This is a genomic window from Brevibacillus sp. FW306-2-1A-C05A, from assembly GCF_058781555.1.
Genome location: NZ_JBYSWV010000004.1, coordinates 63,592 through 85,025, shown reverse-complemented (window position 1 = coordinate 85,025; position 21,434 = coordinate 63,592). Strand labels below are relative to the sequence as shown.

Genomic DNA, 21,434 nt, shown 5'->3' with positions numbered 1-21,434 from the left:
TGCGTATCTTTTCGCACACCATTATACGCGAGGAAGAGCGCAAAGCCAAACCTTTCTTTTCCGCAGGCCCTATCAAAAAATCTTTTTGCTTTCAGCTAGTTGGATTGATCGTGGCTGCCGGTTGGCGCCTCGCTACTCTTTCAGCAGGTAGTTGCTGATGACGACACGCTGGATTTCATTCGTGCCTTCGTAAATTTGCGTGATTTTCGCATCGCGCATGAAGCGCTCCACCGGATACTCGCGGGTATAGCCGTAGCCGCCAAACACTTGCACCGCTTCGGTCGTAACTTCCATCGCGATATCGCCCGCGAATACTTTGGACATGGCCGATGCTTTTCCGTAAGGCAGTCCCTGATCTTCCAGCCACGCCGCCTGATAGGTGAGCAGGCGCGCCGCTTCAATCTTGGTCGCCATGTCAGCCAGCTTGAACTGGATCGCCTGCAACGAGGCAATCGGCTTGCCGAACTGGTTGCGCTCCTTCGCGTAGTTCAGCGCGTGCTCGAAGGCGCCCTGGGCAATTCCGACCGCTTGAGCGGCGATTCCGTTCCGTCCGCCGTCCAAGGTCATCATCGCGATTTTGAAGCCTTGGCCTTCTTCGCCCAGCCTGTTCTCTACCGGCACTCGCACATCTTCGAAATTGACAGCGAGCGTCGGCGAGGAACGGATGCCCAGCTTCTTCTCTTTTTTCCCCATCGTAAAGCCGTCCATGCCTTTTTCCACGATAAAAGCGGTGATTCCTTTGTGCTTCAGCTCTGGCTGGGTTACGGCAAAAACGATGTAGATTTCCGCTTCGCCCGCATTGGTGATGAAAATTTTGCTGCCGTTCAAAATGTAGTGATCGCCGTCGCGCACCGCTGTTGTGCGCATTCCTGCCGAATCGGAGCCGGAGCCTGGCTCAGTCAGACAGTAGGCCCCCATCTTCTTGCCCTCTGCCAACGGGCGCAGAAACTTTTGTTTCTGCTCCTCCGTTCCGAACTTGTAAATCGGCCAGCTAGCAAGCGAGACCTGCGCGGACAAGGTTACCCCGATTGACGCATCCACACGGGAGAGCTCTTCTACTGCAATGACGTAGCTCAAGTAATCCGCGCCAGCGCCTCCGTATTTTTCCGGCCAAGGGATGCCCGTCAGGCCAAGCTCAGCCATTTGCTCGAAAATGGATCGGTCGAAGCGCTCTTCCTCATCGCGCTCGGCTGCTGTCGGAGCTACCTGGTTTTCTGCGAAGTCGCGGATCATTTTGCGCATCATGTCATGTTCTTCGGTAAGCTGGAAATTCATGTTTTTCACTCCCCCATGTGCTTTGCGCCGGTCCTTGTCAGGCTACACAACTCTGACCGGACAACAGGCTCTATTAATCAGCAAGCAAATGCTTGGCGATGACGATTCGTTGAATTTCGTTCGTACCTTCGTAAATTTGCGTTACTTTGGCGTCGCGGAACAATCGCTCAACCGGGTATTCCCGGGTGTAGCCGTAGCCGCCGAACACCTGGACCGCTTCTGTTGCCAACTCCATCGCCGTGTCCGTTGCAAACCGCTTCGCCATAGAGGCTTCCATGCCGCAGGAGATTCCCTGGCTGCACAGCGACGCCGCGCGGTACACGAGCAGTCTGGCTGCCTCCGCCTTGGTCGCCATGTCCGCGAGCTTGAAGGCGATCGCTTGTTGCTTGGCAATCGGCTGGCCGAACTGCTTGCGCTCCTTGGCGTACTCTGTCGCGTAGTGAACCGCAGCCTCGGCGATGCCCAGCGCCTGTGCGGCAATCCCGATGCGTCCCGTATTCAGATTGGCCATCGCGATACAGAAGCCTTCTCCCTCCTGCCCCAGCAGGTTTGCAGCAGGCACACGCGCGTTGTCGAAAACAAGCTCGGTCGTGTAGGAGCCGTGCAGCCCCATCTTCTTTTCCTTTTTGCCGACGGTAAAACCTGGCGTATCTTTTTCCACGATGAAGGCGGAGATGCCCTTGGTGCCTTTCGTGGAATCGGTGACGGCAAACGTGATGTACGTATCCGCTTCGCCACCGTTCGTGATAAACACCTTGTTGCCGTTCAGGATGTATTCGTCGCCTTTTCGCACAGCGGTCGTCCTGATGCTGCTCGCATCCGATCCGGCATGCGGCTCGGTCAAGGCAAAAGCGCCGAGGTATTCGCCGCGGGCAAGCTTTGTCACGTATTTGCGCTTCTGCTCATCCGTTCCGAAGTACAAAATCGGATTGGTCCCTACAGAGGTGTGCACGGACAGAATCACTCCTACCGTTGCGCTCACTTTGGAAATTTCGTGAATCGCCAAAATGTAAGAGACAAAATCCGCTCCGGCACCGCCCCATTCTTCGGCGATCGGGATTCCCATCAGCCCCATTTCGCCCATCTTTTTGATGACCTGGCGGGGAAACTCATCCTTCTCTTCCATAATCGGAACAAACGGCGCAATTTCTTTCTGCGCAAAGTCGCGCACCATGCGGCGCATCATTTCCTGTTCTTCATTCAACCTGAAATCCATGTCCGTCCTACCTTTCTGCCGAATCATCAGTTAGTTGTACACGTAGAATCCTCGACCGGATTTTTTGCCTAGCCAGCCCGCTTTTACATATTTGCGCAACAACGGGCAAGGACGGTATTTGGAATCGCCAAAGCCTTCGTGCAGCACCTCCATGATGTAGAGGCACGTATCCAAACCGATGAAGTCCGCCAGTTGGAGAGGGCCCATCGGATGGTTCATGCCGAGCTTCATCACTTCGTCGATCACTTCCGGCGTCGCCACACCCTCATATACACAGTAGATCGCTTCGTTGAGCATCGGCATCAGCACCCGGTTGGAGACAAAGCCCGGAAAATCATTGACGCTTACAGGCACTTTGCCCATTTGCTTGGACAAATCCTCTGTCAGTTGGTACACCTCATCTGCGGTTTGCAGTCCACGGATGATCTCGACCAGCTTCATCACGGGAACCGGGTTCATGAAGTGCATGCCGATCACTTTTTCCGGGCGCTTCGTCACAGCCGCAATCTCCGTAATCGGCAGAGACGAAGTATTGCTCGCCAAGATCGTATGCGGCGGACATACCTCGTCCAGCCTGGAGAAAATTCCTGTTTTCACCGCCATGTTTTCCGTCACAGCTTCGATGACAAAATCCGCTTCCGCAGCGTCCGCCAAGTCCGTCGACACGACGAGACGGGACAAGATCGCCTGCTTGTCGTCCTCGCTCAGCTTGCCTTTTTCCACGTTGCGCGACAGGTTTTTCGCAATCGTCGCCAGACCGCTCTCCACAAACGGCTGCTGCACGTCGTTCAAATAAACGCGAAAGCCTGCCTGCGCCGCTACCTGGGCAATCCCGCTGCCCATCTGTCCTGCTCCGATGACCATAATCGTTTGTACGTTCATGTAAAAGGCCTCCCTATTCCACTTTAATCAGGATAGCGTCTCCCTGTGCGGCACCGCTGCAAATCGCCGCGATCCCCAATCCGCCACCGCGTCTCTTCAATTCGTAAGCGAGGTGCATAATAATCCGCGCTCCGCTCGCGCCAATCGGGTGACCGAGCGCGATCGCTCCCCCGTTCACATTCACTTTTTCGTCGTCCCAGCCGACGATTTTGCCGCTCGTCAACGTCACGGCCGCGAACGCTTCGTTCACCTCGAACAGATCAATCTCGCCGAGCGACACCCCTGTTTTTTCAAGCAGCTTGTTGATCGCAAGACCCGGTGTTGTCGCGATGTAGGGCGCTTCGGCCCCCACCTGCGCATGCCCGAGAATCGTCGCCAGCGGCTTGATGCCCAGTTGCTTCGCTTTTTCGTCGGACATCAGCACCATCGCTGCCGCTCCGTCGTTGATTCCCGGCGCATTGCCTGCCGTAATTGTGCCGTCCTTCTTGTAGACCGGAGGCAGCTTGGCGAGTCCTTCCCTGGTGGTATCCGGGCGCGGTCCCTCGTCTTTTGTGACCAGCACTGGCTCTCCTTTTTTCTGCGGAATAGAGACGGCGACAATCTCTTCGGCAAAAAGCCCGGATTCCACTGCCTTGGCAGCCCGCTGCTGACTGCGCAGCGCCCACTCGTCCTGCGCTTCCCGCGTAATTCCGTACTCTTCGGCTACGTTGCTGCCGTGAATCGCCATCGGCACCTGGTCAAACGGACATGTGAGGCCATCGTACATCATCAGATCGCGCACGGTGGCATCGCCCATCCGCATTCCATAGCGCGCATCCGGCAGAGCGTACGGCGCGTTGCTCATGCTCTCCATCCCGCCTGCGACGATGATTTCCCCGTCCCCTGCGCGAATAATCTGGTCGCCCATCGTGACGGCGCGCATCCCGGAGGCACATACTTTGTTGATCGTCTCGCTCGCCACATTCCAGGGCAGTCCGGCTTTGCGAGCGGCCTGGCGGGAAGGCACCTGACCCGCGCCTGCCTGTACGACCATTCCCATGATGACTTCGTCGACCTGGTCGCCGGAAATGCCGGAGCGCTCCACTGCCTCCTTGATGACGACAGCGCCGAGTTCTACCGCAGACAACGCTTTCAAAGAGCCGCCAAACTTACCAAACGGGGTACGTGCCGCCCCTACAATCACCGTTTTCATCGCATGCCCTCCATTCGGCTTTTTCGTAGCTTATTAACGAAAAATAAATTGATCGAGCGTTCGTTCATTTTATCTGCTATCTTCATTTTGCCGTCTTCTGTTCGATTAGTCAATGAATTAGGAAAAAAAGAACAGCCTGAGTTTTCCCTCGTATCAGGCTGTTTTCGCGGTGCCGATCCTCTCTGTTTTAGATCGCGTCCGCCAAAATTTCCGCTACATCGCGCGTCTTGACGTCGTCTTCCTTTTCCTTGGTCTTGATGCCGTCATTTATCATGGTCAGGCAGTACGGGCAGGCGCTGGCGATTGCGGTCGGATTGACCTCCAACGCTTGCTCTGTGCGCGCCACGTTGACCCGCGTGCCCTCATGCTCTTCCATCCACATCAGACCGCCGCCCGCTCCGCAGCACATGCTGTCGCAGCCGCTGCGCTTCATCTCGACTACTTCCACGCCAGGAATTGCTTCCAGAATGACGCGCGGCTTGTCGTAAATCTCGTTGTAGCGCCCCAAATAGCAAGAGTCGTGATACGTAATGCGCTCCTTGACTTCCTTGGCCGGCTTCAGGCGGCCTTCCTTCACCCACTGGGCGAGCAGCTCGGAGTGGTGGTACACTTCGGCAGTCAGACCGAACTCCGGATACTCGTTTTTGAACGTATTGTACGCATGCGGGTCGCAGGTCACGATTTTTTTGACTTCGTAGCCTTCGAACAGCGCGATGTTTTCCTGCGCCAACTGCTGGAACAAAAACTCGTTTCCGATGCGGCGCGCTGTGTCTCCCGAGTTCTTTTCCTCGTTGCCGAGGATGGCGAACTTGACGCCTGCTTCGTGCATGAGCTTCACGAACGCCTGGGAAATTTTTTGGCTGCGCAAGTCAAACGACCCCATCGAGCCTACCCAGAACAAATACTCGAAGTCCTCGACCTGTTTGACCGTCGGCACTTCGTATTGCCCGTTCAGACCTTCGATCCACTTCATCCGGTCTTTGCGGTTGATTCCCCACGGGTTGCCCTGGCGCTCGATATTGTTCAAGGCGCGTTGCGCTTCGGCTGGCATGCTGCCTTCCGTCATCACCAGGTAGCGGCGCATGTCGATGATTTTTTCCACGTGCTCGTTCATGACCGGGCATTGATCCTCGCAGTTGCGACAGGTCGTACAAGCCCACAGCTCCTGCTCGGTAATCACATCGCCAATCAAGTTTTTCTCGTAGACAGATGTCGCCTCTTCGGCTGTGGCCGCTACTTCGGACGCTTGCAAAGCGATCTGGTTGGCCGTCGTTTGCGAAAACGCGAAGTTCGGCATCCACGGCGTGCGGGAGGTGACAGCCGCCCCTTTTTCCGTCAAATGGTCGCGCATTTTCGTAATCAGGTCCATCGGCGAAAGCATTTTTCCGGTACCGGATGCCGGACACATATTCGTACAGCGTCCGCACTCGACACAGGCGTACAGGTCGATCAACTGCGTTTGCGTAAAGTCCTCGATCTTGCCTACGCCGAACACTTCCTGCGTCTCGTCCTCGAAGTTGATGCTGGACAGCTTGCCGGGCGGGTCGAGCTTTTTGAACCAGACGTTTACCGGAGCAAACAGCAAGTGCGCGTGCTTGGACTGCGGCACGTAGACGGCAAAGCCCAGCAAAATAATCAGATGCGCCCACCAGAATACGTAAAACAGAACCGCTCCACCTGTCGTCCCTACGCCAATCGCGGAAAACGCCATCGCGATCACGGAGGAAATCGGCGCAAAGACGGATGCTTCATGGCCGAGCCAGATTTGCTCGAAGGCGAGGGAAAGCAGCACGGTCGCCATCAGGGAAGAGATCAGAAGCAGGACGATCCCTGACTTGAAGCCGCGCTTCAACCGCTTCAGCTTCTCGATATAGCGGCGGTAAAAGGCGTACCCGACGGCGGCCAGGATCAGAAACGTAGTAATCTCCTGCATGAGCGAAAAATATTTGTGAGCGCTGCCAAACGGAAGCTCGAAGCCTTTGGACAGCCCCTTGATAACCAGCTCAATCGCGCCGAACTGGAGGATAATGAAGCCGTAAAACATCACGACGTGCATGATCCCGCTCTTTTTGTCCTTCAACAGCTTCTTGTGGAAAATGACGTTGTCCAGCATCAGGTTGATACGTGCGCCAAAGTCATCTTTCACATCTGGCTTTTTGCCCAGCTTGATGAACAAATATCTGCTGTACACAACATGTCCGGCCAGATACAGCCCGTAAGCGAGCACCAGGAAAAACGCGATCAGATTGATAAGTGCCAGCATGTTTCTACTCCCCCACTTTCACGAGTTGTCTTTACTTTCTATCTTATCAGAATCAAAAAGAAAAATGAATGACTATTCAGTCGGTAAGTTTGATTTTTTAAAAGAATGAAATAAAACCGACTGAACGTTCGCTCATACTGCTGTAATCTGATCTTATCACATAAGTGGCAAATCAACCATCCTCCAAATAAAGTTGGAAATATTCTCATTAGAAAAGTGGGCGGCGCCAGGCTGTTTAGCGCAGCCTTCGTACCGGCATTGCTGTCTCACTTCATGCGGAGTGTGGAGTTCGGAGTTCGGAAGTCTCGCTCTCGCTATGCTGCCCTTTTTTTCGGATGTACAAAAAACAAGCGGCCGCCTGTTCGTAGCAGGCAGCCGCTTTACGTTCCTTTTTGCTCTCTTTATTTGCCGGACGCTTCTTTTGTTTCTACTGCGCTTTGTTCCTTTTTCGCCTTTTGCTCCATGCGCACATCGGCCAGCGACTTGACTTTTGTCGCCTTGATGCGCTTGTTGCGCGGCAGGTCGGCCGGCTCCAGGTTGTCTGCTTCATCCTGCATGAGCGCGGCGATACCGACTGCCTTGCCTTTTGCCGCGATGCAGTATTCGCAGTTTTCCTCGTCGTGCTCATGGTACTGCTTCGGCTCCGGATACGAAGTGATTACGCCTTCGAAGTTGCGCAGCACCACTTTGTCGGACGCCTGGGAAATAATGTAGTTCGGGCTGACCGGAATTTTCCCGCCGCCGTGCGGAGCATCCACCACGAAGGTCGGTACGGCGTAGCCGGAAGTATGGCCGCGCAGGTGCTCGATGATTTCGATTCCTTTGCTGACGGGAGCGCGGAAGTGGCCGATCCCTTCAGACAGGTCGCATTGATAGATGTAGTACGGACGGACGCGAATTTTTACCAGATCCTGCACCAGCTTTTTCATCGTGTTGGGGCAGTCGTTGATTCCGGCGAGAATGACGGCCTGGTTGCCCAGAGGCACGCCCGCGTTTGCCAGCATTTCGCAAGCCTGCTTCGCTTCCGGCGTAATTTCCTTAGGATGGTTGAAGTGTGTATTGAGCCATACAGGATGGTATTTTTTCAGGATGTTGCACAAGTTTTCCGTAATCCGCTGCGGGAATACAACAGGCGCACGGGTACCGATGCGGATGATCTCCACATGCGGGATCGCGCGCAGGCTGCTGATGATGTATTCCAGCACGCGGTCGTTGATTAACAGTCCGTCTCCGCCAGAGAGAAGCACGTCACGCACTTCCGGTCTGCTGCGGATGTATTCAATACAGGCGTCGAGCTGTTTTTTTGGCACGCCCATCCCGATCTGGCCGGAGAAGCGGCGGCGCGTGCAATAGCGGCAGTACATCGAGCATTGGTTCGTGACAAGGAAAAGCACGCGGTCCGGATAGCGGTGCGTCAGGCCGGGAACCGGAGAATCGGTGTCCTCGTGCAGAGGGTCTTCCATGTCGTACTTCGTGCGCACCATTTCCGAAGACAGCGGTACGGATTGCATGCGCACCGGATCTTTCGGATCGTCCACGTCCATCAGGGAAGCGTAGTACGGCGTAATATTCAAAGGAATGGTTTGCGTCGAAATGCGCACGCCCTCTTCCTCTTCCGGCGTCAGGTTGATGACCTGCTTCAAATCATCTACGGTCTTGATGGTGTGGGTCAACTGCCACATCCAGTCATTCCACTTTTCTTCCGGCACGTCCTTCCAAAGCTCAATGGAACGCCAGTCACGTCTTGTCGCTACTGTCATCTGCTTCACATCTCCTCTCGTCTGTAGTGAACCCTCATGCGTTTCACTCGACCAAGTAAAGATGCAAGGGTCGTGCCAATCAAATCTAAAGATTTAGAAAATAAGAAATAGATCGTTTTGTAAGCGTTTCGCTCGTCTAGTCCGTCTGTTTGGGCTGCCGAATTTTCGGCATTCAACAGGGCGGGATCATCCGTTGCGAAAGCTTGTATTGCAGCGTTTGCCTGGGGATTCCCAAAAGCTTCGCCGCGCGCAGTACGTTGCCATCAGTCTTTTTCAGTGCGTCCCCGATGATCCGCTCCTCCAGCTCGCGCAGAAGCTCGGGCAGTGTACAGCCTTCCTTTTCCGCGAGCAAGGAAACCGGGTCTGACGAGAGTGTGTGCAGAGGCGTTTCCGGCAGCGCACGCTCCAGCATATGAGCGGGCAGATGCTCCAGCAGCAACATGTCGCCCTCGACCATGTTCATCGCAGCCTCGACGACGTGCTCCAGCTCCCGGACGTTACCCGGCCAGTCGTAGCGCGCAAACAGTTGGGCCACCTCCTGGCTGACTCCGCGCACATTCATGGCGAACTCGCGGTTGAATTTGCTCAAAAAGTGCTCCACCAGCAGTTCCACATCTTCTCTGCGCTCGCGCAACGGCGGCAATTCAAAGGAAACGACATTGATCCGATAGTACAGGTCGGTTCGCATCAGGCCGCGCTCCACAAGCGATTGCGGAGCTTCGTTGACGGCCGCAATGACGCGGACGTCGACTTTGGTCGACTGGCTTCCGCCGATTCGCCGAATCTGCCCATCCTGCAGCACGCGCAGCAGCTTTGCCTGCAAATCGAGCGGCATGCTGTTCAACTCATCCAAAAACAACGTGCCGCCGTCTGCCAGTTCAAACAGCCCGGGGCGATCGTCCGCTCCCGTAAAGCTTCCCTTCACCGTGCCGAACAACAGGCTCTCCAGGAGAGACGCGGGAAGCGCCGCACAGTTTTGCGCGATAAACGGCTTGCCGCTGCGCGAAGACGCCTGGTGGATGGACTGGACAAACAGCTCCTTCCCCGTCCCCGTCTCGCCGTAAATCAGCACGGGCGAAGTCGTTCGCGCCGCTTTTTTCGCCCGTTCCTTCAGCCGTTTCATCTTTTCGCTCTTCGTCAAAATGTCGTCGAAGTGAAAGGCAAGCTCCTCCGCTCCCCGCTTGGCGCGCTTCGGCTTGCTGATCTTCGCCTGCAAGTCGACGAGGCGCTCCGACAGCTCTTTCAGCTTGCCGATATCTTTGGCGACCTCGACTGCGCCGACCAGCCTTTTGCCGACGCGTACCGGAAGCGTCGTGTTGACCGTCTCGACCCGCATCCCTTTCCAGTTTTTATACGTCTGTGTCTGATTGTAGATCGCGTCCCCGCTCTCGATTACGCGCAGCAGCGTGCTCGAATGCCGATCAAGCGACGGAAACACCTCCAGAAGCGGCTTTCCGAGCACTTCCTCTGGCGTAAGCCCGTCAAGCCTGGCCGCGACGTGGTTATAGAAAATCGTGATTCCATCCGCATCGACTACGTGAATCCCCTCATCAATTGCCCCCAGTATCGCCTGCAACATTTCCACCGTATCAGACAACGGCATGCTGGCCTCCACTCCTTTCAACCTTGCTGCCAAAAAACCATCACTATGCCGAAAATTCGGCAAATGCGCATCAGCCTACCGATTTCGCGCGACCTGAATCGAGAGCATCATCGTGTACAGCAAATGTCCCAAAACCCATATAAAAAACGCGGTCCACGTCATTTGCACCTTGCTCAGCAGGCTAAAAGGCAAAAAGGCGACCGCGAACGCAAGCATCCAGCACAGCAAATAGCGGATGGTTTTGCCGCGATTATCCCGCGGGTAAAAATACATGAGAAAAAAGGCGATGATGACACTGATGAAAAGGTGAATCAACAGCTCTGCAATCGACGGCAAATTTTCCATGCCCGGGACGTAGCTGACATCGATCAGCACAGGAAACGTACTGGTTTCGAACAAACCGTCCCCCAGCGCCAAAAAGGCAGCCAAACCAAGCCCGGCAATGAGGCCATTTACGAGTACGAACACGCCTGTGCCCTCCTTCCATATCCTGCCGCGAGTCCTTCTATTGTACGTGCAAAAAACCGCCCTTGCAAAGAGCGGCTTATTTTCCAAGTTCGATTTTCAGTTCGTGCTCGCCCGCGTACTGCTCGTTCATCCAGGTCTGGTAAAAAATTTCCACCTGCACCGGCGCTTCCTCCGCATAGCGGATGCGCAGCTTGCTCGTGTGCGTCTCCATCGCAAACGGGCCGTACGGGCTTTGGTAGGTACCGTGCGTGCTGGCCCCTTTTTCAAAATGCTGTCTGGTCGACACGCCTCCCTGGCGCACGAGTGTAACGGCTCTGTCCGTCAGCTTGAGCGTCGTGCTGACTTCCCCCACGCCTTCCAACTGTTCTTTGTACGTCAAATACCAGGCGCTGGCTTTTTGCACGAGCTTCCCTTCGTACTGATGCGTCGATTCATCCCATTCGCCGTTGACGCGATGTCTGGCTGACAGCTTCATCTGTACTTCTTGCATGACGACTTCCACACTCCATGATTTCTACTTTCTGTCCGCAAATCATCCATTCATTTTACGATCATCCCTCGTGGGTTGCAACCGCCTGTTCTTTTGCGTCAGCCAAAAGGAAGCGCATCGTCGCCGCGACACCGATCGCCGCCAGCAAGAGCAATCCCGCGAGAACGAGGTAGCCTGCACCTGCTCCCGTGTAGTCGATCATGACGGTAAAGACGCCGATGAGCACAAGGCGCATCATCATGCCAAGCGAGTTGAAAAAGCTCATCACTCGCCCCATAAACTGCTTCGGCACGACGGTCATGTAGAGCGACTGCCGGATGAGGCGGGCAGAGGCGTTGCTCCAGCCGTAAAACGTGTAGGCAGCGATCAAAGCCCAGCCGTAGGGCAAAGCCACCATCGCCACAATCACTACGGCAAACAGCAGCGTATTTCCGACCATGGCCGCAAGCTGTCCCATTTTGCGCACAACGACCGACACCAGGATGCCGGCTGCGACCGCTCCCAGCGCATACGCCATCTCCCCGAAGGAATACACCGAGACATCCGCCTTCAACGTTTGGCTGACGTAGACAGGCTTCAGCAGATTGCTCGCCATGACGGCGATAAACGGCATCAGCGCACAAATCCCGAAGACGAGAAAGCCTTTTTTCTCCTTTATGTAGCGCCAGCTTTGGCCGAACTGGCTGACCCAGGATACGCCCTGGCTCAGCTTCGCCTCGCCCTCCAGCGTGAACGTGTATTTCATCGTAGAGAGCAGACAGAAGGCAAACAGATACGTCAGCGCGTTGAACAAAATGACGATGTGCAAGCCATAGTGGCCGAGCAAAATGCCGGAAAAAGCCCCTGCCAGTACAGACGCCGTCTGCCCCTCGATCTCCAGCAGGCTATTGATATCGCTGTAGTGCCTTGGCTCAAACGTTTCCTGGACAAGCGCAGACTGTGCCGGATAGTGAATCTGGTACATGAAGGTCGTCACCAGGTAAATCGTAATCAGCATCCACTCGTAGTACTCTCCGAAAAATCCCCAGGCAGCCAATATCCCGAGCACGCCGAAGCCGATCAGGTTTTCCACGAGCAGCATTTTTTTGCGGGAAAAACGGTCAATCAGCGTCCCGATGTACGGCCCGATGAAAAACATCAGGACCGCAGAGCTGAACATGGTAGAACCCAAAAGCTGTGCAGAGCCTGTCGTCTCCACCAAATACCAGGCAATCCCGATCATCGTCATGCCCTGACCGAAGCCGGAAAAAAGATTGGAGAAAAACAGCTTGCGAAACTGGACGTGAGCAAAAACCTCTCTCATACGAAACAACTCCCTTGAAAAAAGCTTCGGCAGCTTTTTACTCTGTATGGCAATTTTATCTATTTTTATATACTTTGTAAATAAAAATGTTGTTTAAGTGGCTGGATGATAGGACTGCCTCCAGTTACCTCCAGGCGGGACAGCATGAAAAAAGCCCCCGGCTTTTTGCGAAAACCGGAGGCTTGTCTGTTGTTCGTATTGTTATTTTACAAAGCTGAGCAGCAGCTCGCGCACGATTTTCGATGCCACGATTTGCGTCATCTCGCTGTGATCGTACACAGGAGCCACTTCCACCAGGTCGCAGCCGATGACATTGGCGCCGTTTTTCGCCATGTAGTGGATGGTGTCCAACAGCTCGCGGGAAGTAATGCCGCCTGCTTCGGTTGTGCCCGTGCCAGGTGCGTGCGCCGGGTCCAGAACATCAATGTCGATGGTCAGATAGATCGGACGGTTGCCGATCGTCGGCAGCACTTGCTTCACTGGCTCCAGCACATCGTATTTGTACAGGTGCATGTTTTCCTTCGCCCAGTCGAACTCTTCCTTCATGCCGCTGCGGATGCCGAAAGAATACACATTTTTGCCGCCGATCAGGTTGCACACCTTTTTGATTGGCGTGGAGTGGGAATACTGGTATCCTTCATAGTTGTCGCGCAGGTCAGTATGCGCGTCAAAGTGGAAGACTACCATGTCCTTGTACTTTTCATAAACGGCCTGGAATACCGGCCAAGACACGAGATGCTCGCCGCCCAGTCCGAGTGGGAACTTGCCGTCTTCCAGCACTTTTGCCACGAACGTGCGGATTGCATCCAGGCTGCCTTCGACGTTTCCAAAAGGAAGCGGAATGTCGCCTGCGTCAAAGTATTTGATGTCTTCGAGCAGCCTGTCCAAGTACGGGCTGTACTCTTCCAGACCGATCGACACTTCGCGGATACGGGCAGGGCCGAAACGGGACCCCGGACGGAAACTGACTGTCCAGTCCATCGGCATGCCGTAAATCACTGCTTGGCTTTCTTCATAGCTGCTGTGGCTGCGGATGAAGACATTGCCGGAGTATGCTTCGTCAAAACGCATCAGGGTTGTCCTCCTCCGATTAGTCGCGGGTCAGCTCAGCCACAAAGTTTGGCAGTTTGAAAGCAGCGTGGTGAACTTCCGCATTGTAGTATTTGGTACCCAGGTCTTTGATTTTCGCCGGATCTACTTCCAACGGATCGTACTGCTTGGAAGCGATGGTGAAGCTCCACAGACCGGATGGATAAGTAGGGATGCTGCAAGTGTACAGACGAGTAACCGGGAAGATGGATTTCAGGTCTTTGAATACGCGTTTGATGAGATCGCGGTTGAACCATGGAGATTCGGTTTGCGCCACCATGATGCCGTCCGGTTTCAGCGCATCGTGAATGCCTTGGTAGAAGCCTTTTTCGAACAGACCTACCGCTGGTCCCACTGGCTCTGTCGAGTCAACCATAATCACATCGTACTCGCCTTTGTGGTCATGGATATGCTTGATCCCGTCAATTACTTGCACGTCGACCTTTGGATTGCCGGTCAGTGCGCTTGCAATTTCAGGGAAGTATTTTTTGCAGGATTCAATTACGCCACCGTCGATTTCGGCCAGAACTGCTTTTTCCACAGCCGCATGCTTCACGATTTCACGGATTGCACCGCCGTCGCCGCCACCGACAACCAGAACCTTTTTCGGGTTTGGGTGCGTATTGAGAGCGATGTGAGAAATCATCTCGTGATAAACAAACTCATCGACATCGGTGGTCATAACCATGCCATCAAGTACTAACATGCGACCAAACTGCTTCGTAGTAATGACGTCGATTTGTTGAAACTCGGATTTCTCACTGTATAGGGTATCAGTAATTTTCGTTGTTATCCCGTGATTTTCCGTTTGTTTTTCGGTGTACCACAATTCCATATTCATGGTTATGTAACCTCCTTCAATTAACCGCATGAAAATACAATATAACAAGAAAATTATAGTAGCTGCCAATCAAAAAGCAAGTTTTTTTTCTGTGCGGCCGAAAAAGCTGCTCTCCCTGCCGTTTTTCAGGCGACAGGCAAGTTTATCCAGCAAACGGCTTACCCATACTAGAAGTATCATGCGTCCTTTAGTATGTCCTCTTTTGGGCGAAAAACGTCTCGCTGTTTTTTCAAAAAAAGGAGATGGGACCGCCAGTCAGTCAGCAAAACGACCATCACCGTTTTGCTCATTCAAACGATAGAAAGGAGGAGAGGCAAAATGGAAGTCATGCGCGAGCACTCCCTGCTCCGTTATTTACGCTGGGTCAAGAAATTTGTAAAATTTTCCATACTCAGCCTATTATGCTTATCTTTTGCCATTTTGCTGTTGATTTTGTACTTGCGTTCCCAACCGCTTCCCGAGACATTCGTGAAGCAGACGACAACGATTTACGCCTCTAATGGAGAAGTGCTGGACACGATGCATCGGGGAGAAAACCGCATTTCTGTCCCGATCCAGGAAATATCGCCTGCGCTCATCAACGCGACAATCGCCATCGAAGACCGTTCGTTTCGGGAGCATTACGGCTTCGACTGGAAACGGCTGGCCATGGCCGCCTACGTCGACGTCATCAACATGGACATGCGCCAGGGAGCCAGCACGATTACCCAGCAGTTGGCGCGCAATCTGTATTTGACGTTGGACAAGACATGGGAAAGAAAGATCAAGGAAGCGCTGCTCGCTATTCAGTTGGAGCTGAATTATAGCAAAGATGAAATTTTGGAAATGTACATGAACCAAATTTATTACGGTCACTCTGCCTATGGAGTCCAGGCGGCCGCCCAAACGTATTTCGGCAAGGACGCCAAAAACTTGACCGTAGCCGAAAGCGCGATGCTGGCAGGCATTCCGAAAGGCCCTACTTACTACTCTCCTTTCGTTGATTTTGAGCGGGCAAAATCGCGGCAAAAGCTCATTCTCGAAGCGATGGAACGCGACGGGATGCTCACGGCCAAAGAAGCCGAACAAGCTTATGCGGAGCCGATCAAGCTGAAACAGCGCACTGCGGAAAATATCGCCGAGCAGGCCCCGTATTTCCGTGATTACATCGCGAATCTGGTGAAAAACAAGTACGGCATTGACGAGGAAAAATTCATCCACGGCGGCTTGAAAATCCATACGACGCTCGACCCGGTCATGCAAAAAAAGGCGGAGGAAATCATCGCTTCGACGCTGCCAAAGGACAATCCGAACCTGCAAGCCGCATTGGTTGCGATGGACCCTGCTACCGGTCATATCAAAGCAATGGTCGGGGGACGGGATTACAAAACGAGCCAGTACAATCGCGTACTCGGCAAAAGACAGCCGGGCTCTTCCTTCAAGCCGATCATGTACCTGGCAGCCCTGCAAAACGGCTACACGCCGCTGACGATGATGAAAAGCGAGCCGACCGTGTTCACCTACGACAATAACAAGCAGTACATTCCGAGCAATTTCGGCGGACGGTATGCAAACGCGATGATTAACATGCGCGAAGCCATCAAAACTTCCGACAACATTTACGCAGTGAAAACCATTGATTTTCTCAGTCCGCAAAAAGTCGTCGAGCAAGCCAAAAGCTTGGGCATTACCAGCCCGATGCAAGCCGTACCTTCTCTGGCGCTGGGAACGTCTCCCGTCTCCCCGCTGGAGCTGAATGCGGCTTATGCGGCCATCGTCAACAAGGGAGAAGCTGTTCAACCAATCGCAATCACCTCGATTGAGGACAGCGAAGGCAACATTTTGCTCGAAGAAAAGACGGAAAAAACCCGTGTAGCCGATCCAGTCGCCTCAGCGCTCTTGGTCAATATGATGCAAAGCGTATTTGAGCGCGGCGGAACCGGGTATCGAGTCGCAAACGAGTTGAATCGGCCCGTGGCCGGAAAGACAGGCTCTACCGATTATGATGCCTGGCTGAGCGGCTTCACGCCTCAACTGGTAGCGACGGTCTGGGTAGGATACGACAAAAATCAAAAAGTGGACGATGTAAAAGAAGGCTATATGTCCAAAAAAATTTGGGCCAGCTTCATGGAAAGCGCGCTAAAAGGACAACCACCCGCCCTCTTTGACATGCCGGCAGGCGTCGTGTCCGTCTACATTGATCCGGCATCCGGGAAATTGGCGACCGAGCATTGCCCGAACCCCCAGTTGTTTTATTTCGCCAGCGGAACAGAACCGCACGATTACTGCACCGATCACATTCCGGCCGACCACCAGGCGCCTACACCGCTCACTCCACCTGATTCGTCGACGTTTTGGCAGCGGATGGGCAGTTGGTGGAAGCCTGAGCAATAAGGGCGCACAAGGAAAAGGACGCACTCGCGAGGAGTTGCGTCCTTTTTTTCATTCACGAAAACGACTGGTTGTTGTCTCCGCCGCCTACAACGCCGTCTCCATCTGCGAAGACGTGGTCGTTGACGACCGTAATCAGCCCGGCCTGATCGAGTTGCTCCAATACTTCAAACAAGCTTTCCCGTTTGCCCGCCGGGAGCTTCCGGACGAAGTTGTTGATTTCAACAGGTGACACATGCGTGCGGAAATGGACGCCGCCGTGCTTCACAAAATGGTCATGGGACTGCTCCTGCTCACGCGGATTTTCACTCATTCGTACCGCCCCTTCCGTCAGACAGTTTGGTTCGAGCCTCATTAGTGTTCCGCGTTCGCCACAAAGCATGACCTGTAAAAAAAGCCTGATGTGTATTTACTCCAATGTGTATTTGCTGAGGGGAGCATGCTTGCGCCATTGGCTTGAATCACAACGGCAGCATGAACACAAACAGGGAAAGAGTGACGGCTCTTTCCCTGTTTGTTGACCCAGTGTACATGTACACAGATATAGAAATAAGTTTACCTGACTTCAATTCTGGTAACAATTGATTTCACAATTTGTTCACAGACCGTTCACGATTTCCAGCATTAGGACAAACTTCGCTTTAATTCCTCTGAAGAATTTTCAAACATGGCCGCATTGTTGTCGATCAACAATTTTTTCAGCGCCGCTTTTTCCTTTTCGCCCAGTTCTTCGAGCATGATACGGCGCTTCATGGAGTAGTCCATCCGATTCACATGATCCGCCAAAATTTTGTATCCGCGGCGCGCTTCCCGATCAATTTCCATATAGCACGCAGTCGCACCAGCATAGTACGGGCCATTTTCGTTGCGGTCAACGGTTACCCAAACGAGCCAATAAGGCTTTCCGTTCGGCACTTCTTCTTTGTTCGTCGTCCATTTGATCCCTTTTTCAACCGAGCTTTTCGCATGCAAAGCGCCCATGTCGATGTACGCCTCGTCGCCGTCGATGATGACCGACGATACCGCATTCAAGTCGAGTACACCTTGACCAAACCCGCCATGAACATCGGTTTTGCCGCTCATGATCGTAAAGCCGCCTTTTTTGTTATCAAAAATATCCATTTACACGCCCTCCAGACACAGATTCTCCTTTCTTTATTCTACTCGGAAACCAACAGCGACGCAATTTGCCCATGTGCCCGGTTATTTCCCGTTCATTTTTCGAGCGGTTCGTTGCCCGCCGCCTGCTTTCTTCGGTATCGCTTCATGACCTTGTCGAATAGCCACATTATCAAGGTAAGAAGCAGAGCAGAATGAACCGCCATCGCGGCTTTGATAATCAGCAGCGAGCCCAGCATCGTATTGGAAGGAACGGCTATCATGTAGTACAAAAAACTGGTGAGAAACGCCGCGCCAAACGTCGGCCAGCCGCGAAACCCAAACACCGCCCACATGTAGCCTGTCACAATCAGCCCGATGATCGGTCCTCCCAATTCAATGGAATACATAAACGGGCCGAGAAATAGCCAGACAAATAAGTTGTCCATTTTTCAGGTCCTTTCTAAACTTTTACTTTTTGGCTTTACTTTTTGGCTGTCGCCTGATACTGGTGGACGATCCTGTCGTCCGCTCCCGGCGCAATGTTGTCGCTTGTTGCGGTTGCGGATTGTAGCTGTTTGCGTTATTTTACTGGGCACCATTTGTTGCTTGCGAATGGTTCTCTGTGTTCGTTGTATTAGCTTCGTTTGTTGTGTATGAGTGGTTCTCCGCTTCGTTCTATGGAATGCGATTAGTCTACTGAGTGCTTTTCTTGCGACAGGCAATGCTCGTCCAGGCGGTAGCGCTTGCCGTGTTCCTCATCGTCTCGCGAATCTTCTGACGAAAAACGTTTGATGATAAACTTCGGCGAGTTTTCATCCTGTTGCGGTGGAGGCGTTTCAAACTCCAGCTCCTCTTGGTCGAGCACATGGATGACGACAATGTTGCCGTGGTACTCGATAGCGAGATCGTCCCGCACTTCCTTTTCGTCGGCAGCAAGGGTGATGATACTGCCATTTTTGTGGAACGTCAGCTCAGGAAACGTTCCGTCCTCTTTGGAAATAATGTAGTACAAATACTTGGCGCTTTTCCCCGGGACTTGATTGCGCAGCCCAGGCTGTGTTTCCTCGATTCCTTTCAGCAGTTGGGTCACTTGCTTCATGACTTCCGGAATGGTCGGCAGCTTGGCATGCTCTCCTGTCACATAATACCTTTTCTTTATGTCTTTTTGGGCGTAGTTGGCGCTGATATAGGGGACGGTTCCGTCTCCCAGTCCCTGGTCGTAATAAGGCACCCATTCGTTGTGGTACGCGTCGAAGAAGTAGCCTAAAAAAGTCGTTTGACCTGTGCCGACAATGGAATACTGCGGCACATTGATCGTCTTTTTGTCCCATTTTTCATGGAGCGAGCCGCCTTGCTTGACCAGCGGAGCGTAATCCAGGCGAATTTTTTTGTCCTGCAAAAATTCTGTGTAGCTGTAAGTATCGTTACGGTTTTTTCTCAGGAAACCAGCCGTTTCAAAGTACTTTTTGGACGGCAGCAGTTCGTACACAGCCGGAGCGTATTCCGAAATGATTTTTCCTGTCTCCTCATCCATCCACGGAATCGAGAAATTGTACCCGTACTTGATCGCCTGATAAGCTCGCGGGGAACCGAGAAACGGCGTACCCATGTAGACGATGCGATTGATTTTTGGCTGATACGAAACGTTTGCAAGCAGCGTCTCTCTCGTCAGCAAGCCGCCCATGCTGTGCGCGACCAAATGAACCTGCCGTGCCCCTGACCGCTCCAGGGCGAGATCGATTTTTTTCTTCAGTTCGGTCGCATTTTTCGTACTGCTGTATCGCCAGTCATACGGCATGGCGAAAATGGTGCGGTGCTTTTTGTAGCCCATCCTCTCCAGTTCCTTTACCATGCTGTAATACTGCTCCGTCATATTGCGGACAGGGTCCAGCGGAGAATAGGAAAGATACTCAATGGCGCTGAATCCTTCATCGTCACGTTCCGGGTAAATAGTGACGCCCGTTTCCCTCGGCCGCACCTCGACACTGTTCGGCCTCGTCGGCTCCAGGGAGAGCAGGCGCCGATGCTTAGGGTCATTGATTCCAAGCAGACTGTCGCCAAGGCCAAGCCATATTTCTGAGGCTTTGCCGTTTTCCTCTGCAACCAGACGGGAGCCACCTATCCCCGGGATCAAGATGACCGGAATCGTCTTCGCAGCCACGTTAAGCTTGTAGGAATTGGGCGTGAAGCCGGATCGCTTGCTGGCCATTACTTTGATGATGTAGCTTCCGGGATTGACGTTCATGATGATTTGCTCGTTGGCGTTTTTCGGTTTTTCTGATTTCGCCAGTACTTTGCCTTGTTCATCCTGCACATACAGGTCCATGTCCATCCCCGCGGGAATGTCTTTTAGATCGACCATGAAAGTCGATGTCAGCGAAAAGGAATAGCGGTAGTAATCGACGTCTGTGTTCGCATGCAGATTCCCCGTGAGCGACGCGGAAAAATCGGCGGGCAGCTCATGCGCCTCCTGTAGCGTGTTGTTAGGCTCGTACCCATCGGCTTTTGCATCCGACTGGTCAGCCAGAAAATCAGCCCGCAGACGGTAGTAGAAATCTTTATGGTGGGATTCCCGCTGCCCTTTTACTGCGATGTAATACCATTGGTCTTTTTCCAGTCCGATGCCTTCGACGGACTCGTCGCTCTCTTCTGGGCGTTCGGAACGGCCAAGCTCGTTTTGCTCTGCATCAAATACGTACAGTTGATAGTCTTGACCGTATGGAATCTCGCGCAAGGAAACATTCATCCGCCCGTGCTTCGTCCCTTTGATCTTCCAATAATCCACGTCGCCTACCGCCCCGATCTTCCCTCTGGCATCCTTTCCGTCAAACAGCCAGTCGGCTTTTCCAAACGTATCGTTAGGCTCCAGTTCAAAAATAACCTCTCTGCTGCGCAGCTCGATTTCTTCCGGCTTGCCGCTGGCTGCAAAGTCGGCGTAAAACTCTTGCGCCAACTCGTCCAGCGTCTGGTCGGCATCGTTGGAGTCAGACTCGTCTATGCCGGACTCATCCTCGTTGTGGCTGACTGCTTCAACCTCGTCTGCCTGGCTTGTCGTTTGCCCTTGCCTCTGCTCGAAAAGCGTGGTTAACGCCAGCAACTCCGCATTCACCTCTGCACGTCTGCCCCAGGACGCCTTCTTCACCGTCAGCTTTTCCGCGTAAGTCATGTCTCTACCAGCCAGATCAAGCTGCCAGCTTACCAATGGCTCGTCCTCATCCGGCTCGCGCAGGCTTATCAGTAAAGGGCTGTCTCCTGTAGGCTGTACAGCGGCGGATATACGTGAATCGTTGCGAAAGGTGCGGCTCTTGTTTTCGCCATCCTGGGCAATTTCCAGCTCGATCCGCTCAGGACTTGTTGACAATTGCGCCTGAATGCGCACCTCGCCCTTTTCCACCCAAGCCCACGCCGCTTCGACGAAAAGCTCACGCTCTCTGGCCCATCCGGTCCCGACAGCATTCGTCCAGCACATCACCAACAAAAAAAGGAAATAAGACAGGCGCTTGGCCGTTTTCATCGTAACACTCCCCCTCATCCTCCATCTACCTAAAACAGTAAAAAAAGACAGATAAGGGGTGCAAATA

General features: G+C 53.3%; 17 protein-coding genes. 1 reads left to right on the top strand and 16 read right to left on the bottom strand.

Going from position 1 to position 21,434, the window contains the following annotated elements; genetic code table 11:
- Nucleotides 1-132: 132 nt before the first annotated feature.
- From AC3WJN_RS05400 to speE, 12 genes are all read right to left on the bottom strand, one after another.
- Complete coding sequence (locus tag AC3WJN_RS05400) at nucleotides 133-1,275, bottom strand: acyl-CoA dehydrogenase (protein WP_005827839.1); 1,143 nt, start codon at nucleotides 1,273-1,275, stop codon at nucleotides 133-135.
- Between the two features lie 73 nt (nucleotides 1,276-1,348).
- A complete protein-coding gene (locus AC3WJN_RS05395; protein WP_007786110.1) occupies nucleotides 1,349-2,491 on the bottom strand; it encodes an acyl-CoA dehydrogenase in 1,143 nt (380 codons plus the stop codon).
- 30 nt (nucleotides 2,492-2,521) lie between these two features.
- On the bottom strand, nucleotides 2,522-3,373 hold the full coding sequence (locus AC3WJN_RS05390; RefSeq protein WP_007786112.1) for a 3-hydroxybutyryl-CoA dehydrogenase: 852 nt from the start codon (nucleotides 3,371-3,373) through the stop codon (nucleotides 2,522-2,524).
- Between the two features lie 13 nt (nucleotides 3,374-3,386).
- Nucleotides 3,387-4,565 carry an acetyl-CoA C-acetyltransferase gene (locus AC3WJN_RS05385; RefSeq protein WP_007786114.1) on the bottom strand — a complete coding sequence of 393 codons (1,179 nt, stop codon included), beginning with the start codon at nucleotides 4,563-4,565 and terminating at the stop codon, nucleotides 3,387-3,389.
- Between the two features lie 187 nt (nucleotides 4,566-4,752).
- Nucleotides 4,753-6,828: a (Fe-S)-binding protein gene (locus AC3WJN_RS05380; protein WP_007786116.1), complete on the bottom strand. Its 2,076-nt coding sequence runs from the start codon at nucleotides 6,826-6,828 to the stop codon at nucleotides 4,753-4,755.
- Nucleotides 6,829-7,229: 401 nt separating this feature from the next.
- Nucleotides 7,230-8,588 carry a lysine 2,3-aminomutase gene (gene kamA / locus AC3WJN_RS05375; protein WP_005827844.1) on the bottom strand — a complete coding sequence of 453 codons (1,359 nt, stop codon included), beginning with the start codon at nucleotides 8,586-8,588 and terminating at the stop codon, nucleotides 7,230-7,232.
- Nucleotides 8,589-8,760: 172 nt separating this feature from the next.
- Nucleotides 8,761-10,191 carry a sigma-54 interaction domain-containing protein gene (locus AC3WJN_RS05370; protein ID WP_007786118.1) on the bottom strand — a complete coding sequence of 477 codons (1,431 nt, stop codon included), beginning with the start codon at nucleotides 10,189-10,191 and terminating at the stop codon, nucleotides 8,761-8,763.
- Nucleotides 10,192-10,266: 75 nt separating this feature from the next.
- Nucleotides 10,267-10,659 (bottom strand): hypothetical protein, encoded by a 393-nt coding sequence (locus AC3WJN_RS05365; RefSeq protein ID WP_005830249.1) that lies wholly within the window; start codon nucleotides 10,657-10,659, stop codon nucleotides 10,267-10,269.
- Between the two features lie 76 nt (nucleotides 10,660-10,735).
- On the bottom strand, nucleotides 10,736-11,149 hold the full coding sequence (locus AC3WJN_RS05360; RefSeq protein ID WP_005830251.1) for a YwiB family protein: 414 nt from the start codon (nucleotides 11,147-11,149) through the stop codon (nucleotides 10,736-10,738).
- Nucleotides 11,150-11,210: 61 nt separating this feature from the next.
- The gene (locus AC3WJN_RS05355) at nucleotides 11,211-12,452 is read right to left on the bottom strand and encodes an MFS transporter (protein WP_007786121.1); all 1,242 of its coding nucleotides are present in this window, start codon (nucleotides 12,450-12,452) and stop codon (nucleotides 11,211-11,213) included.
- Nucleotides 12,453-12,653: 201 nt separating this feature from the next.
- Nucleotides 12,654-13,523, bottom strand: a complete 870-nt coding sequence (gene speB, locus AC3WJN_RS05350; protein WP_005830254.1) for an agmatinase — start codon at nucleotides 13,521-13,523, stop codon at nucleotides 12,654-12,656.
- Nucleotides 13,524-13,542: 19 nt separating this feature from the next.
- Complete coding sequence (gene speE / locus AC3WJN_RS05345; RefSeq protein WP_005830256.1) at nucleotides 13,543-14,376, bottom strand: polyamine aminopropyltransferase; 834 nt, start codon at nucleotides 14,374-14,376, stop codon at nucleotides 13,543-13,545.
- A gap of 324 nt (nucleotides 14,377-14,700) precedes the next feature.
- Between speE and AC3WJN_RS05340 the strand changes: the two genes are divergently transcribed.
- The gene (locus AC3WJN_RS05340; protein ID WP_007786125.1) at nucleotides 14,701-16,755 is read left to right on the top strand and encodes a transglycosylase domain-containing protein; all 2,055 of its coding nucleotides are present in this window, start codon (nucleotides 14,701-14,703) and stop codon (nucleotides 16,753-16,755) included.
- Nucleotides 16,756-16,807: 52 nt separating this feature from the next.
- Here the strand turns inward: AC3WJN_RS05340 and AC3WJN_RS05335 are convergent, their stop codons facing one another.
- From AC3WJN_RS05335 to AC3WJN_RS05320, 4 genes are all read right to left on the bottom strand, one after another.
- Nucleotides 16,808-17,065, bottom strand: coding sequence for a hypothetical protein (locus AC3WJN_RS05335; protein WP_005830260.1), 258 nt, complete (start codon nucleotides 17,063-17,065; stop codon nucleotides 16,808-16,810).
- Nucleotides 17,066-17,376: 311 nt separating this feature from the next.
- Nucleotides 17,377-17,874: a YwhD family protein gene (locus AC3WJN_RS05330; protein ID WP_005830262.1), complete on the bottom strand. Its 498-nt coding sequence runs from the start codon at nucleotides 17,872-17,874 to the stop codon at nucleotides 17,377-17,379.
- A gap of 92 nt (nucleotides 17,875-17,966) precedes the next feature.
- A complete protein-coding gene (locus AC3WJN_RS05325; RefSeq protein ID WP_005830265.1) occupies nucleotides 17,967-18,299 on the bottom strand; it encodes a hypothetical protein in 333 nt (110 codons plus the stop codon).
- A gap of 242 nt (nucleotides 18,300-18,541) precedes the next feature.
- On the bottom strand, nucleotides 18,542-21,367 hold the full coding sequence (locus AC3WJN_RS05320; RefSeq protein ID WP_007786128.1) for a lipase/acyltransferase domain-containing protein: 2,826 nt from the start codon (nucleotides 21,365-21,367) through the stop codon (nucleotides 18,542-18,544).
- Between the last annotated feature and the right edge of the window lie 67 nt (nucleotides 21,368-21,434).

Coding starts and splice junctions, on each gene's coding strand:
- AC3WJN_RS05400 (WP_005827839.1), bottom strand. CDS start 1,275: ATGAATTTCCAGCTTACCGAAGAACATGACATGATGCGCAAAATGATC.
- AC3WJN_RS05395 (WP_007786110.1), bottom strand. CDS start 2,491: ATGGATTTCAGGTTGAATGAAGAACAGGAAATGATGCGCCGCATGGTG.
- AC3WJN_RS05390 (WP_007786112.1), bottom strand. CDS start 3,373: ATGAACGTACAAACGATTATGGTCATCGGAGCAGGACAGATGGGCAGC.
- AC3WJN_RS05385 (WP_007786114.1), bottom strand. CDS start 4,565: ATGAAAACGGTGATTGTAGGGGCGGCACGTACCCCGTTTGGTAAGTTT.
- AC3WJN_RS05380 (WP_007786116.1), bottom strand. CDS start 6,828: ATGCTGGCACTTATCAATCTGATCGCGTTTTTCCTGGTGCTCGCTTAC.
- kamA (WP_005827844.1), bottom strand. CDS start 8,588: ATGACAGTAGCGACAAGACGTGACTGGCGTTCCATTGAGCTTTGGAAG.
- AC3WJN_RS05370 (WP_007786118.1), bottom strand. CDS start 10,191: ATGCCGTTGTCTGATACGGTGGAAATGTTGCAGGCGATACTGGGGGCA.
- AC3WJN_RS05360 (WP_005830251.1), bottom strand. CDS start 11,149: ATGCAAGAAGTACAGATGAAGCTGTCAGCCAGACATCGCGTCAACGGC.
- AC3WJN_RS05355 (WP_007786121.1), bottom strand. CDS start 12,452: ATGAGAGAGGTTTTTGCTCACGTCCAGTTTCGCAAGCTGTTTTTCTCC.
- speB (WP_005830254.1), bottom strand. CDS start 13,523: ATGCGTTTTGACGAAGCATACTCCGGCAATGTCTTCATCCGCAGCCAC.
- speE (WP_005830256.1), bottom strand. CDS start 14,376: ATGGAATTGTGGTACACCGAAAAACAAACGGAAAATCACGGGATAACA.
- AC3WJN_RS05340 (WP_007786125.1), top strand. CDS start 14,701: ATGGAAGTCATGCGCGAGCACTCCCTGCTCCGTTATTTACGCTGGGTC.
- AC3WJN_RS05335 (WP_005830260.1), bottom strand. CDS start 17,065: ATGAGTGAAAATCCGCGTGAGCAGGAGCAGTCCCATGACCATTTTGTG.
- AC3WJN_RS05330 (WP_005830262.1), bottom strand. CDS start 17,874: ATGGATATTTTTGATAACAAAAAAGGCGGCTTTACGATCATGAGCGGC.
- AC3WJN_RS05325 (WP_005830265.1), bottom strand. CDS start 18,299: ATGGACAACTTATTTGTCTGGCTATTTCTCGGCCCGTTTATGTATTCC.
- AC3WJN_RS05320 (WP_007786128.1), bottom strand. CDS start 21,367: ATGAAAACGGCCAAGCGCCTGTCTTATTTCCTTTTTTTGTTGGTGATG.